Here is a 12,567-nt window from a genome sequence, read left to right on the forward strand (position 1 = left end):
TACGGGGACGGCGGGTCCCGGCGCGGTGCCTCAGTACCCCGACGGCCGCACCAGCCCCGACTCGTACGCGAACACCGCCGCCTGCGTCCGGTCCCTGAGCCCCAGCTTCACCAGGATCCGGCCCACATGCGTCTTCACCGTCTGCTCGGCGACGAACAGATGCCGGGCGATCTCCCCGTTCGACAGGCCCTGGGCGATCAGGGCGAGCACCTCCGTCTCCCGCTCGGTCAGATCGCCGACGCGTTCCTTGAGCGGGGAGCGGGGCCGGCCGTCCAGCCGGGAGAACTCGGCGATCAGCTTGCGCGTGATGACCGGGGCGAGCAGGGCCTCCCCGGCCGCCACCACCCGGACCGCCTCGGCGAGCTGCTCCGACGACGCGTCCTTCAGCAGGAACCCGGAGGCCCCGGCGCGCAGCGCGTCGTACACGTACTCGTCGAGGTCGAAGGTGGTCAGCACCAGCACCCTGATGTCCGGGTGGGCGGCCGTGATCAGCTCGGTGGCCTCGATACCGCCGACCCCGGGCATGCGGATGTCCATCAGGACGACGTCCGGGGAGGTCTCGGCGGCCTTCGCGACGGCTTGCGCGCCCTCCTTCGCCTCGCCGACGACCTCTATGTCGGGCTGGGTGCCGAGCAGCACGGTGAAGCCCTGCCGGACCATCGCCTGGTCGTCGACGATGAGAACCCGGATGGGTCCGCCGCTGCCGCTCGTCATGGGGTTCCTGCCTCAAGGTCGGAATCTGGATCGGGATCGGGATCGGGATCGGGATCGGGGAAGTAGTAGGTGATCTGGTCGCTGCCCGGTGTCGCGTCGGCGGGCGGGGTGTCCGGGAGGAACGCGGTGACCTTGAAGCCGTCCCAGTGCCAGGGGTGCGCGGTCATGGTGCCGCCGAGCATGGCGACCCGCTCGCGCATGCCGAGCAGTCCGTGCCCCGCTCCCTTCGAGGGCGACGCGGGCCCCGTCGGCCGGGAGTTGACCACCTCCACCTCCAGCCCGTCCGACCGGTAGGTGAGACGGACCTTGGCGCTCGCGCCGGGCGCGTGCCGCAGGACGTTGCTCAGGGCCTCCTGCACGATCCGGTACGCCGACAGCTCCACGCCGGGCGGCAGCGGGCGCCGCTCGCCGTTGATCTCCGTGGTGACCTCGCGGCCGGCGGCCCGGGTGTTCTCCACCAGCGCGTCGAGCCGGTCGAGGGTGGGCTGCGGGGCGTGGGCGGCGTTGCCGCCGCCCGGGCCGAGAGGCTCCTCCCCCGGCCCGGGCTGCTCCGAGCGCAGCACGCCCAGCACCCGGCGCAGCTCGGTCAGCGCCTCCACCGCGTTCTGCCGGATGCCCGCGAGGTTCTCCTTCAGCTCGTCGGGCGGGTTCTCGACGAGATGCGGGGCGACCTGCGCCTGGATGGAGATGACCGACATGTGATGGGCCACCACGTCGTGCAGCTCCCGCGCGATACGGCTGCGCTCCTCCAGCAGGGTGCGCCGGGTGCGCTCCTCGGCGGTGAGCGTGGTCTGCTCGACGAGTTCCGCACGGGCCTCGCGGCGGCCCCGCAGGGCGGTGCCGACGAGCACGACGACGGCGGACAGCGGGATCGCGATCGCGCCGGTGGCGTCGTAGCGCACACCGGCCGACCACCAGCCCTGGAGGACGGAGGTGAGCACCACCGTCACGGCCAGCGCCTCCACCGCCGCGCGGGTGCGCACGCGCAGCGCGAGCAGCAACAGCACGAACAGATGGGAGATGATCCCGGCCGCCGTCCAGGGCCAGGTGTAGGTTTCGGCGTCGGCGCCCAGCCGGCCGTGCAGCACAACGGCGCCCAGCACCCAGCTCACCGTGGACAGCCACCACCCCGGGACCGGCCGCCACATCCCGAGAATCATGGCCCCGGCCTGCCCGCCCGCGACCAGGAACGCCGCTCCGGGGCTCAGGTGGCCGTTGTCCACCAGGTCGCCCATGGCCCCGACCAGGACGCCGAACGCGGCCAGGCACACCAGCCCGTGCGGCAGCCAGCGCAGCCAGGTGGAGGGCGGCAGCGGATCCGCCCGGACGGTCCACAGGTCCTCGCGCAGCACGCGCAGCCAACCCCCGACGCGCGCTCGCAGCGCGCGGCCCACCCCCGTGTCCGTCACGCGGGCCAGCCTAGACATGGCGGGCCTTGGCCGCTGTCCCCCGGCCGGACGGACGGTGCGCCCGCACCACCCGCGACCGGCGGCCCGGGTCGCCGGCCCGTTCGAAGGAGCGGAACGCGGCGCAGCAGACCGCGAGGGCCAGGGCGAACACCGGGAACCACAGAAGCCGGACCCCGACCCAGTCCAGACCGTCGGGCCGCGTGTGCAGCCCGGGGAGCCGCCCCGCGAGGAGGCCGGTGGCCGTCGTGGCCATCAGGGCCGTCTGGTGCCACAGGAAGAGGGTCATCGCCGAGAGGTTGACGAGCGCCACCGCCGCCCAGGCCACGGGCCGGCGCATCGCGCGGCGCAGCCGCTCCCGCAGCAGCAGGGCGAGACCGCACTGGGCCAGGCCGAAGGTGACGACGGCCAGCGACGGCGGGTCCAGGTTGGACATGCCCTCGCCCGGGACGCCGACCATCGACGCCGGGTAGCCGGCGAACACGACGAGCACGGCGGTCGCCGCCGCACCGCAGCCGAGCAGCACCCAGCCCGCCCGACGGCCCTCCAGCTCGCCCCGGGTCCAGGCCGCGCCCAGGGTGTAGGGCACCGTCCAGCCCGCCACCACGTTCACCCAGCCCAGCCAGGCGGGGCCACCCAGGCCGAACCGCACAAGGTCCACATGCAGTACGACGGCCAGCGGCCACAGCGGGTTCAGCCGGGTCAGCAACGGGGTCGCCGCCGTCAGCACGGCGAACACCACGAGGAACCACAAGGGTGACAGCGCCAGTTTGACCAGGGTGCGGACCGTCCCGAACTCGGCGCCCGACAGCAGCAGCGCGCACCCGGCGACCGTCCACAGGCCGAGGACGGCCGCGACCGGCTTGAACAACCGGGTCAGACGGCCCGTCAGCCAGCGGTGGTACGGGACGCCCCGGGCGCGGGCAGCGGCATAACCACGCGTGGCAACATGGCCGCCGACCAGGAAGAACACGGCGAGGGTCTGGAGCAGCCAGGAGACGGGTGTCAGCCAGGGCATGTCCTTGAGCGGGCTCGCCGTGCGCAGGGCGCTGCCGTCGGAGACCAGGGCGGTGACCAGCCAGTGGCCGAGGACGACACCGAGCACCGCGGCGGCGCGCAGGGCATCCACGGCCCGGTCCCGGCCGGCCGGGGTGGCCGTACCGACGCGGTCGGCGCCGTGGAGCACCAGATGCCGGAGGCGTCGTACGCCGACGTCAGTCATGGGTCACCGCCTCGGTCTCGCCCAGGACGATCCGGGTCAGGTTGGCCAGGGAGGTCGTACCGGGCCTGAAGTAGTCGCTGTGGCCGCCGTCGCCGGCCGCGAAGACCCGGGCGCCGAAGGCCGGGGAGACGGGGTCGGTGCCGAAGCCGACGGTGGTGCCGAACAGGTCCGCGCTGACATGGGGGACGTTCGCCACCCAGTCGTCGCCGCCGAGGGCCGCCCAGACGCGGGCGCGGGTGCGCAGGCCGGCGGCGGTGTCCGCGCCGGTGCCGGGGCTGCCGACGAGCGCGAGATCGTCGACGGCGAGCCCGGCGGCGGCACGCCCGCAGACGACCGAGCCGTACGAGTGGCACAGCAGCGAGATACGCGGCCCGTCACCCGCTATGGCCCGCAGGTCGGAGACCAGGGCGCGCAGCCGCGGGGCCGCCTGCTCCGCCCTGCCGGTCGTGGTGACCGTCGTGCTGACCGTGCCCGGCGTCTCATAGCCCAGCCAGGCCACCACCGCGGTGCGCGTGCCCGCCGGGGCCTTCCGGACGAGCTGCCGGTGCAGCGCGGCGGCGGCCGCGTGGAACCGGCCGTAGGTGTCGAGGCTCGTGTCGGAGCCGGGGACCAGGACGGCGATCCGGTCGGCCCGGGCGAGGTCGCCCAGCACCTCCGTGACCTGCCCGGGGCCGCGGCCGTCGAAGGCGAGGAGATGCCGGGCCGGGGCGGCCAGGGAACGGTCCGTCGCGGCCCGGGCCCGCTCGTGACGGCCCGCGGCCATCCGGGCCGCCGAGGCGGCGTTGGCGCGGTTGGCCGCGTACGCCTCGTCCAGCGTCGACGCGTTGAGCGGAGCGAGGGAGGCGGGTGCGGGAGCGGGGATCTCCGGCCGGGCCGCGCCGGACAGAGGGAGAACCACCGCACCCGTGACGAGCGCGGCGAGCACGGCTCTGCGCCATCGGCCGCGGCGACGCCGAAGGCCGGGGCGGTTTCCGCCCGCGTCTCCGTCGCTGCGGCCGCCGTCGCCTCGGCCGCCGTCGCTTCGGCCGCCGTCGCCCCGGCCACCCTCACGGCTGCCGTCACGGCTGCCGTCACGGCGGTACCTCGATGCGGACCCCATGGTCGTCCCCCTCCAGCGCACCCGGCCATCGGGTCTGCACGGAAGGGAAGTTACGGAGCGGGAGGCGTCGTCCGCGTCCCACCAAGGAACTCACCTGCGGAGTAGCTCTCAAGTACTACGGGTATACCCGGGGACCACCCACGGGTTCCCTCAGGAAAGCCTCTCACCAGGCCAGTTGCTCGATCTCCTGAGCCACGACGGCGCACGCGTCCGCCGCAGGGTCGATGAGCGGGAAGTGCCCGACACCCTCCAGAAGCGTCACCCCCACCATCTCCCCGGCCTTCGCCGCCGCCTCCGCGTACGACTCGGCGACCGTCTGCGGCACATCGAGGTCCGCTCGCCCCTGGACGAGGGCCGTGGCGATGCCGGTCGGCAGCAGCAGCGCCGGGTCCGCGTACGGCTGCCGCTCGGCGAAGTGCTCGTCCCCGCCCAGGAGTTGGCGCACAGCGCCCCCGCACACGTCCAGCTTGTCGGCGACCGCGAAGTCCGCGATCGGCGCGAGGGCGACCACGCCCCGCAGCGCCGCCGAACCGCCACTGCGCCAGGGCGAGTCGACGGGCAGGACGTGCCGGGCGGCGCCCCACAGCGCGAGGTGCCCGCCCGCCGAGTGGCCGGTGAGGACCGTACGGCGCGGGTCGGCCTGCGGCAGCAGCTCCCGTACCAGCGCCGGGAGGGCGTCCAGCGCGGCGGCCACGTCGTCGAAGGTGTCGGGCCAGCGGCCGGCGAGGGAGTCGTTCTCGCCACCGCACCGGTACTCGGCACTGGCCACGGCCAGTCCCCGACGGGCGAGGAAGTCCGCGAACGGGCTGATGTGACGCCGGTCGTACGGCGCCCGCCAGGCACCGCCGTGCAGCACGAGGACGACCGGGGCGGGCCCGCCCGGGCCGGCCTCCGCGCGCGGGGCGTAGAAGTCGATCACCTGGTCGGGGTGGTCGCCGTAGGCGGCGGTGGCGTCGGGGCCGACGGGCTCGTGGGAGAACACCGACTTCTCCTCGGCAGCGGCCCGTGCTGCTGCGACGTCGTCCGACATGCTCCAACCTTCCAGCGAAACGAGCGAGAACGTACGGGCGGACCAGGTCAGAAGTCGGCCGTTGGCCGGGACGGTACCAGGCGGGTGACATGCGCGGACACGTGGATGTCACGCTGGGTGAAGATGGGGCGGTTCAGCCGTTTCCTTGCGTCTGGGGCGAGTTGCCGACGAACGGGCTGGGAAACGAACGGCCCCCGCGGCGGCAGGGGCCGTTCGTCAGGGGCCGTCCGTCAGGGGCCGTTCGTCAAGGCCCGTCCGTCACGGCCCGTCCGTCAGGGGCCGTTCGTCAGGGGCCGTCCGTCACGCTCGGCTCACGCGAGGGACAGCGTCTCCGCCAGCACCCGCGCCGCCCGCTCCACATCGGCGAAGCCCACGTACAGCGGCGTGAACCCGAAGCGCAGCACGTCAGGCGCCCGGAAGTCTCCGACCACACCCCGCTCGATCAGCCGTTTCATCACCTCTCCGGCGTCGTCGCAGCGCAGGGCGATCTGGCTGCCCCGCTCCGCGTGCGCCACCGGCGTCAGGCACTCGACCCTGCCCTCGGGCACGTACTCCGCCACGCAGTCGAGGAAGAAGTCCGTCAGCGCGAGGGACTTGGCCCGCACCCCCTCGACCGGCACCCCGTCCCACACCTCCAGGGCCGCCTCCAGGGCGAGCATGGAGAGGATGTCGGGCGTGCCGACCCGGCCGCGCAGTGCACCGGAGGCCGGTTCATAAGCAGGACGCATGCCGAACGGCTCGGTGTGGGAGTTCCAGCCGGGCAGCGGGGAGTCGAAGCGGTCCTGCAGCTCCCGGCGTACGTACAGGTACGCCGGTGAACCCGGGCCGCCGTTCAGGTACTTGTAGGTGCAGCCGACGGCCAGGTCCACCCCGTGCTCGTCGAGCCCGACCGGCAGGGCGCCCGCGCTGTGGCACAGGTCCCAGACGGCGAGCGCGCCCGCCTCGCGCACGGCGGCCGTCAGGGACGGCAGGTCGTGCAGCCGGCCGCTGCGGTAGTCGACGTGGTTGAGGAGGACGGCCGCGGTACGGCCGGACAGCGCGCCCGGCACCTCCGCGGGTGTCACCGGCCGCAGGGTGCGGCCGGTCATCCGCGCCGCCGACTCGGCGATGTACCCGTCGGTGGGGAAGGTCGTCGCGTCGACGAGGATCTCGTCGCGGTCGTCCCCGGCGAGGCGCACCGCCCCCACGAGTGCCTTGAAGACATTGACACTGGTCGAGTCGCCCACCACGATCTGCCCGGGCGCCGCCCCGACCAGCGGGGCGATCCGGTCACCGATCCGCTCGGGCGCCGTCCACCAGCCGCTCTCCTCCCAGGACCGGATGCGCAGCTCGCCCCACTGACGCCGTACGACGTCCTCGACCCGCCCGGGCACGACGGCCGGCAACGCGCCGAGCGAGTTGCCGTCCAGATACACGACCTCGTCGAGGACGAACCCGTCCCGCTTGCCGCGCAGTTCGTCGGCGGCGTCCAGCTTCTCGGCCCTCATCACGAGTTCAGACATAGGACCGCGCCGTCCACAGCTCGGGGAAGACGTTCTTCTGCGCCCGCTTCTCCAGCCAGGCCACCCCGGCGGAGCCGCCCGTGCCGGTCTTGGAGCCCATCGCGCGGCGGGTGGCGACCAGATGGTCGTTGCGCCAGCGCCACACCAGTTCGGCGACATCGCTCAGCGCCTCGCCCAGCCGGGCCAGTCCGTCGCTCTCGTCACCCGAGTAGACGGCCGTCCAGGCCGCCTCCACCTCCGGCGACGGCTCGTAGCGCTTCGCCACGTCCCGCCCCAGCACGGCCTCCGGGACGTCGTACCCGCGCCGCGCGAGCAGCCGTACGACCTCGTCGTACAGGCTCGGCTCGTGCAGGGCCTTCTCCAGCTCGGCGTGCACACGCGGGGCGCCCCGGTGCGGGACGAGCATCGACGCGGACTTCTCGCCGAGCAGGAACTCCATCCGCCGGTACATCGCCGACTGGAAGCCGGAGCCCTCGCCGAGGGCGCTGCGGTACGAGTTGAACTGGGCGGGCGTGAGCTGGGCGAGCGGCCTCCAGGAGGCGTTGAGCGCCTCCAGCTCACGCACGGACCGCTTCAGCGCGGCGGTCGCGGTGGGGATGTCGTCGCCGCGCAGTGCGCGGGCCGCCGTCTCCCACTCGTGGACGATGACGGTGAACCACAGCTCCATCACCTGGGTCGTCACCAGGAAGACCATCTCTCCGGGGTCGTCGGAGAGGGTGTGCTGGAGGTGGGTGAGCACGTCCGCCTTGACGTAGTCCTCGTACGGCGTCGTGCCGGCGAAATCGAGATGCGGGGTCTCGGGCTCGTGAGCCTCGTGGGACATCGCTGTCTCCTGCAGATAACTCCGGGTAGCGGTCCGCCCCTGCCGAATTCCGGCACGGGGGCCCCGGTCCCCAGGGGCATACTCCGCAATAATCCCCCGGAACCGCAAGGCCCGCCCGCTCAGCGGACGGGCCTCGCGAGCACAGACCGCTGTCAGCCCAGGACCTGCGCCGCCGTCGGCGAGGAGTCCTTGAGGAACTGGGAGCAGCGCTCGTACTCCTCCTGCTCGCCGATCGTCTGCGCGGCGCGGGCAAGGGCGTGCAGGGCGCGCAGGAAGCCGCGGTTCGGCTCGTGCTCCCACGGCACCGGGCCGTGGCCCTTCCAGCCGCTGCGGCGCAGGGCGTCCAGGCCGCGGTGGTAGCCCGTGCGGGCGTACGCGTACGACTCCACGGCAGCGCCCCGCTCGAACGCCTCGTCGGCGAGCTGCGCCCAGGCGAGCGAGGAGGTCGGATGCGCGGCGGCCACGTCGACCGGCGCGGTACCCGACGCGAGCAGTTCCCGGGGCCCGGGGTCGTCGGGGAGGTGAGTCGGGGGCGGACCCCCGAGAAGGTTCTCGTGAATGGACATGAGGTCAAGTCTGCGCCATCCGCGTTCGCGGCGTGCAGTCATGCCCCTGGCCAGCCACAGCAGCACAACGCCCAGCACCTACGACAACGGCTGCTACGACAACCGCTTCCGCACCGGCTCCCCCTCCAACGGAGGCGACGTGACACCCCCGAACGTCCTGCACTCCGGCCGCTTGCAGTCCGGCGGCGGCCTCCGCACCACCGCGAACGCGATCACCGCCCCCACCACCAACGCCCCCGCGCACCACCCCATCGCCTTGCCGAACGCCGTGTCGAAAGCGGCCGGCTCCCGGTACGCTTCCTCCCCCATCCCCGCCAGCAGCGGCAGCGCCGCCACCGCCACCAGCCCCGCCGCCCGGGCCGCCGCGTTGTTGATGCCGCTGGCCAGCCCGGCCCGTACGACGCTCACCGAGCCCAGCACCGTCGCCGTCAGCGGCGCGACCAGCGTGACCATGCCCACCCCGAGCACCACCAGCGCCGGCAGCACATCGGCCCAGTACGACGCCCCCGGCCCCACCCGCAGCATCAGCAGCATCCCGACGGAGCACAGCAGCGGCCCCACCGTCAGCGGGATCCGCGGCCCGATCCGGTCGGCCAGCTCCCCGGACCGCGCGGACAGCAGCAGCATCAGCACGGTCGTCGGCAGCAGCGCCGTACCGGCGGCGAGGGCGGAGTAGCCCACGACGACCTGGAGCTGGAGCGTGGCCAGGAAGAAGAACCCGCCGAGCGCCGCGTACACACACAGCGTGACGAGGTTGACGGCAGTGAACTGCCGCGACGCGAAGATGTCCGGCGGCATCATCGGCTCGGCCCGCCGCCGCTCGACGACCACGAACGCGACGGCCGCGGCCACCCCGGCCACCGCCGAGACGGCCACCGGCCAACCGCCCTCACCACCGGCCTCGATCAGCGCGTACGTCAGCAGCGCCAGCGCCACCGCGCCCAGCACCGCCCCCAGTACGTCGAACCGGCCACGGGCCTCGTCACCGCCCGACTCGGGCACATGGCGCAGCGCCACCGGTACGCACACCAGCGCCAGCGGCACGTTCAGCAGGAACACCCACCGCCAGCCCGGCCCGTCCACCAGCCAGCCGCCGACGAACGGCCCGATCGCCGCGCCGACCCCGCCGAAGCCGGACCACAGACCCACCGCCCGGCCCCGGTCGTCGGGGTGGAAGGACGCCTGGATCAGCGCCAGCGACCCGGGTGTGAGCAGTGCGCCGCCCACCCCCTGCAACGCACGCGCGGCGATCAGCACACCCGCGTTCGGCGCGATCCCGCACAGCAGGGACGCGACCGCGAACCACACCACGCCGACGACGAACACCTTCCGGCGCCCGAACCGGTCCCCCAGCGCCCCGCCCAGCAGGATCAGCCCGGCCAGCGTGACCATGTACGCGTTGACCGTCCACTGCAGGGCGGACAGGTTCGCGTCGAGGTCCCGGCCGATGCGCGGCAGCGCGACATTGACGACGGTCGAGTCCAGCAGGGCCATGCTGGAGCCGAGGACGGTGGTGAGCAGGATCCATCGGCCCTGCGGGGAGGCCAGCCGGACATCGGGCATGCAGGGAGCATACGGAAGAGCCCGGCACCACAGGAGGTGCCGGGCTCAAGCCGCGGGAAAGCCGCGAGAACGGGGCCTTACTTGATCTTCGTGCCGGTGGAGCGGAGGTTGCCGCAGGCCTCGAGGACGCGCTTGGCCATGGACGCCTCGGCCAGCTTGCCCCAGGTGCGCGGGTCGTAGGTCTTCTTGGAGCCGACCTCGCCGTCGACCTTCAGGACACCGTCGTAGTTGCGGAGCATGTGGTCCGCGACCGGGCGGGTGAAGGCGTACTGGGTGTCCGTGTCGAGGTTCATCTTCACGACGCCGTTGTCCAGCGCGGTGGCGATCTCCTCGGCGGTGGAGCCGGAGCCGCCGTGGAAGACGAAGTCGAAGGGCCCCGGAGAACCAGCCTTGCCGAACTTGGCGGCGACGCCCTCGTTCAGCTCCTTCAGCAGCTCGGGGCGGAGGACGACGTTGCCCGGCTTGTACACGCCGTGCACGTTGCCGAAGGACGCGGCCAGCAGGTAGCGGCCCTTCTCGCCCAGGCCCAGGGCCTCGACCGTGCGGATCGCGTCGTCGACCGTGGTGTAGAGGGAGTCGTTGATCTCGTGCGAGACACCGTCCTCCTCGCCGCCGGTCGGGGTGATCTCCACCTCGAGGATGATCTTGGCGGCGCGGGCGATCTCCAGCAGCTCCTGCGCGATGGAGAGGTTGTCGGCCAGGGTCTCGGCGGAACCGTCCCACATGTGGGACTGGAACAGCGGGTTCAGACCGGCCTCGACGCGCTTCTGGGAGAGCGCCAGCAGCGGACGTACGTACCCGTCGAGCTTGTCCTTCGGGCAGTGGTCGGTGTGCAGCGCGATGTTCACCGGGTACTTCTCGGCGACGATGTGCGCGAACTCGGCCAGGGCGACCGAGCCGGTCACCATGTCCTTGTTGAACTGACCGCCCAGGAACTCGGCACCACCCGTGGAGATCTGGACGATGCCGTCGCTCTCCGCCTCAGCGAAACCGCGCAGGGCCGCGTGCAGGGTCTGGGTGGAGGTCACGTTGATGGCCGGGTAGGCGAACTTTCCTGCCTTCGCCCGGTCCAGCATCTCGTTGTAGACCTCGGGAGTTGCGATGGGCATGCGTCCGCTCCTTGTATCTGCGGGTTGGGGTACTGCGTTCTGCGTTCTTTACGGCCCTGACCTAGACCTTGGGATGCGACGTCATCGTCGGCCCCATCTTTCCAGACTTGGCCGGAAGGTCCAGGCCACCGTCCACGCCCTGGTCAGGTCCCCCGGTCAGGTCCCGGTCAGTCCAGCCCGAGCTCGTCCTTCGAGAAGGCGAAGAGGTACGGCACCCCGGCGCCCTCCTGGATCTTCTCCGCGGCGCCGGTCGCCCGGTCGACGATCGTCGCGACGGCCACGACCTCGGCCCCGGCCTCGCGCACGGCCTCTACGGCGGTGAGCGGGGAGCCGCCGGTGGTGGAGGTGTCCTCGACGACCAGCACACGGCGGCCCGCGATGTCCGGGCCCTCGACGCGCCGCTGCAGGCCGTGGGCCTTCGCGGCCTTGCGGACGACGAAGGCGTCCAGGCGCTTCCCGCGCGCGGCGGCGGCGTGCAGCATGGCGGCGGCGACGGGGTCGGCGCCCATGGTGAGCCCGCCGACGGCGTCGAAGTCCAGCTCCGCCGTCAGATCCAGCAGCACCTGCCCGACCAGCGGCGCGGCCTCGCCGTCCAGCGTGACCCGGCGCAGGTCGACGTAGTAGTCGGCCTCCAGACCCGATGACAGGGTCACCTTGCCGTGCACCACGGCCTTGTCCTTGATCTGCTGCAGCAGCGCGCCGCGTGTGTCCGTCATGGCGCCCAGCTTAGAGGCGGCTCCAGCTCCAGGTCGTGGTGGCCTCCAGCGGCTCCAGGGGTGTGACCAGGCGCGGCATGGTGTTGAGGCCGTTGGGCGGGCCGGTCTGCGGCTCCACGCACACGGCGGCCTCCTGCTCGTCGTAGACGACGACCCACTCCTCGCGGCTCGCCACCTTCAGCTCCAGCTGCCCGGGCCAGGTCAGGGTGACGTCGACGCCGCCGGGCATCCCGAAGCAGTCGTCCCAGGGGCCGGGCTTCGGGTCGAGGCGGTTGCCGGTGGGCAGGTGGTCGTCGCCGCGCTCCTCCTGCCAGGCGGGTTCGAAGTCGAGATGTACGTCCTCGCCACCCAGGTTGCGGTTGAACCAGGGGTGCCAGCCGATCTGCGCCGGGAAGGACGAGTCGTACGTCTCGACGGACATGGTGAGCGTCAGCGCGTCCTCGGCGAGGGCGACGACCTGGGTGACCCGGCCCGGGTGGGGCCAGGGGTCGACCAGCTCGTACGTGAGGACGGCCTCGTCCGTGCTCGTGCGGGCGGTGCGCCAGGCGTGGTCGCGGACGGTGCCGTGGATGGCGTGGGGCGGGGCGTTGAGCGGCATCTGCCGTACGGCGGCGCCGTCCAGGAACCGGCCGTCGCGGACCCGGCCGCACCAGGGCACCATCGGGAAGCAGCCGAACCGCTCCCCCTGCCGCAGCACCTCCACGCCGCCGATCCGCAGCCCTCCGACCCGGCCGCCGTTGCCCGGCTGCACGGTCACCTCCGCGTCGCCCGCGGTCAGCGTGATGTCTTCGTCACTCACGGGACGACCCTACTGCGG

12 protein-coding genes are annotated in these 12,567 nt (G+C 72.9%); all 12 read right to left on the reverse strand.

Annotation, left to right across the window (positions count from 1 at the left end; translation table 11 throughout):
• Positions 1-30 precede the first annotated feature (30 nt).
• A complete protein-coding gene (locus tag KJK29_RS16860; protein WP_215119985.1) occupies positions 31-714 on the reverse strand; it encodes a response regulator in 684 nt (227 codons plus the stop codon).
• Positions 711-2,141 carry a sensor histidine kinase gene (locus KJK29_RS16865; RefSeq protein ID WP_215119987.1) on the reverse strand — a complete coding sequence of 477 codons (1,431 nt, stop codon included), beginning with the start codon at positions 2,139-2,141 and terminating at the stop codon, positions 711-713. Before KJK29_RS16865 ends, KJK29_RS16860 begins: the two co-directional genes overlap by 4 nt.
• On the reverse strand, positions 2,134-3,342 hold the full coding sequence (locus tag KJK29_RS16870; RefSeq protein ID WP_215119989.1) for an acyltransferase family protein: 1,209 nt from the start codon (positions 3,340-3,342) through the stop codon (positions 2,134-2,136). Before KJK29_RS16870 ends, KJK29_RS16865 begins: the two co-directional genes overlap by 8 nt.
• Positions 3,335-4,441 carry an alpha/beta hydrolase gene (locus tag KJK29_RS16875; RefSeq protein ID WP_215119990.1) on the reverse strand — a complete coding sequence of 369 codons (1,107 nt, stop codon included), beginning with the start codon at positions 4,439-4,441 and terminating at the stop codon, positions 3,335-3,337. Before KJK29_RS16875 ends, KJK29_RS16870 begins: the two co-directional genes overlap by 8 nt.
• Positions 4,442-4,604: 163 nt before the next feature.
• Positions 4,605-5,471: an alpha/beta hydrolase gene (locus KJK29_RS16880; protein WP_215119991.1), complete on the reverse strand. Its 867-nt coding sequence runs from the start codon at positions 5,469-5,471 to the stop codon at positions 4,605-4,607.
• 311 nt (positions 5,472-5,782) lie between these two features.
• Positions 5,783-6,973 carry a kynureninase gene (kynU, locus tag KJK29_RS16885; protein WP_215119992.1) on the reverse strand — a complete coding sequence of 397 codons (1,191 nt, stop codon included), beginning with the start codon at positions 6,971-6,973 and terminating at the stop codon, positions 5,783-5,785.
• Positions 6,966-7,796: a tryptophan 2,3-dioxygenase family protein gene (locus KJK29_RS16890; protein WP_215119993.1), complete on the reverse strand. Its 831-nt coding sequence runs from the start codon at positions 7,794-7,796 to the stop codon at positions 6,966-6,968. Before KJK29_RS16890 ends, kynU begins: the two co-directional genes overlap by 8 nt.
• Positions 7,797-7,948: 152 nt before the next feature.
• Positions 7,949-8,362: a DUF3151 domain-containing protein gene (locus KJK29_RS16895; RefSeq protein ID WP_184594398.1), complete on the reverse strand. Its 414-nt coding sequence runs from the start codon at positions 8,360-8,362 to the stop codon at positions 7,949-7,951.
• A 93-nt stretch (positions 8,363-8,455) separates the two neighbouring features.
• Complete coding sequence (locus KJK29_RS16900) at positions 8,456-9,925, reverse strand: MFS transporter (RefSeq protein WP_215119994.1); 1,470 nt, start codon at positions 9,923-9,925, stop codon at positions 8,456-8,458.
• 77 nt (positions 9,926-10,002) lie between these two features.
• Positions 10,003-11,034 carry a class II fructose-bisphosphate aldolase gene (gene fbaA / locus KJK29_RS16905; protein WP_215119995.1) on the reverse strand — a complete coding sequence of 344 codons (1,032 nt, stop codon included), beginning with the start codon at positions 11,032-11,034 and terminating at the stop codon, positions 10,003-10,005.
• Positions 11,035-11,201: 167 nt separating this feature from the next.
• The gene (pyrE, locus tag KJK29_RS16910) at positions 11,202-11,750 is read right to left on the reverse strand and encodes an orotate phosphoribosyltransferase (protein WP_030245666.1); all 549 of its coding nucleotides are present in this window, start codon (positions 11,748-11,750) and stop codon (positions 11,202-11,204) included.
• A 10-nt stretch (positions 11,751-11,760) separates the two neighbouring features.
• Positions 11,761-12,549: an aldose epimerase family protein gene (locus tag KJK29_RS16915; protein WP_215119996.1), complete on the reverse strand. Its 789-nt coding sequence runs from the start codon at positions 12,547-12,549 to the stop codon at positions 11,761-11,763.
• Positions 12,550-12,567 lie beyond the last annotated feature (18 nt).

It is taken from the genome of Streptomyces koelreuteriae (assembly GCF_018604545.1).
Classification (GTDB): Bacteria; Actinomycetota; Actinomycetes; order Streptomycetales; family Streptomycetaceae; genus Streptomyces; species Streptomyces koelreuteriae.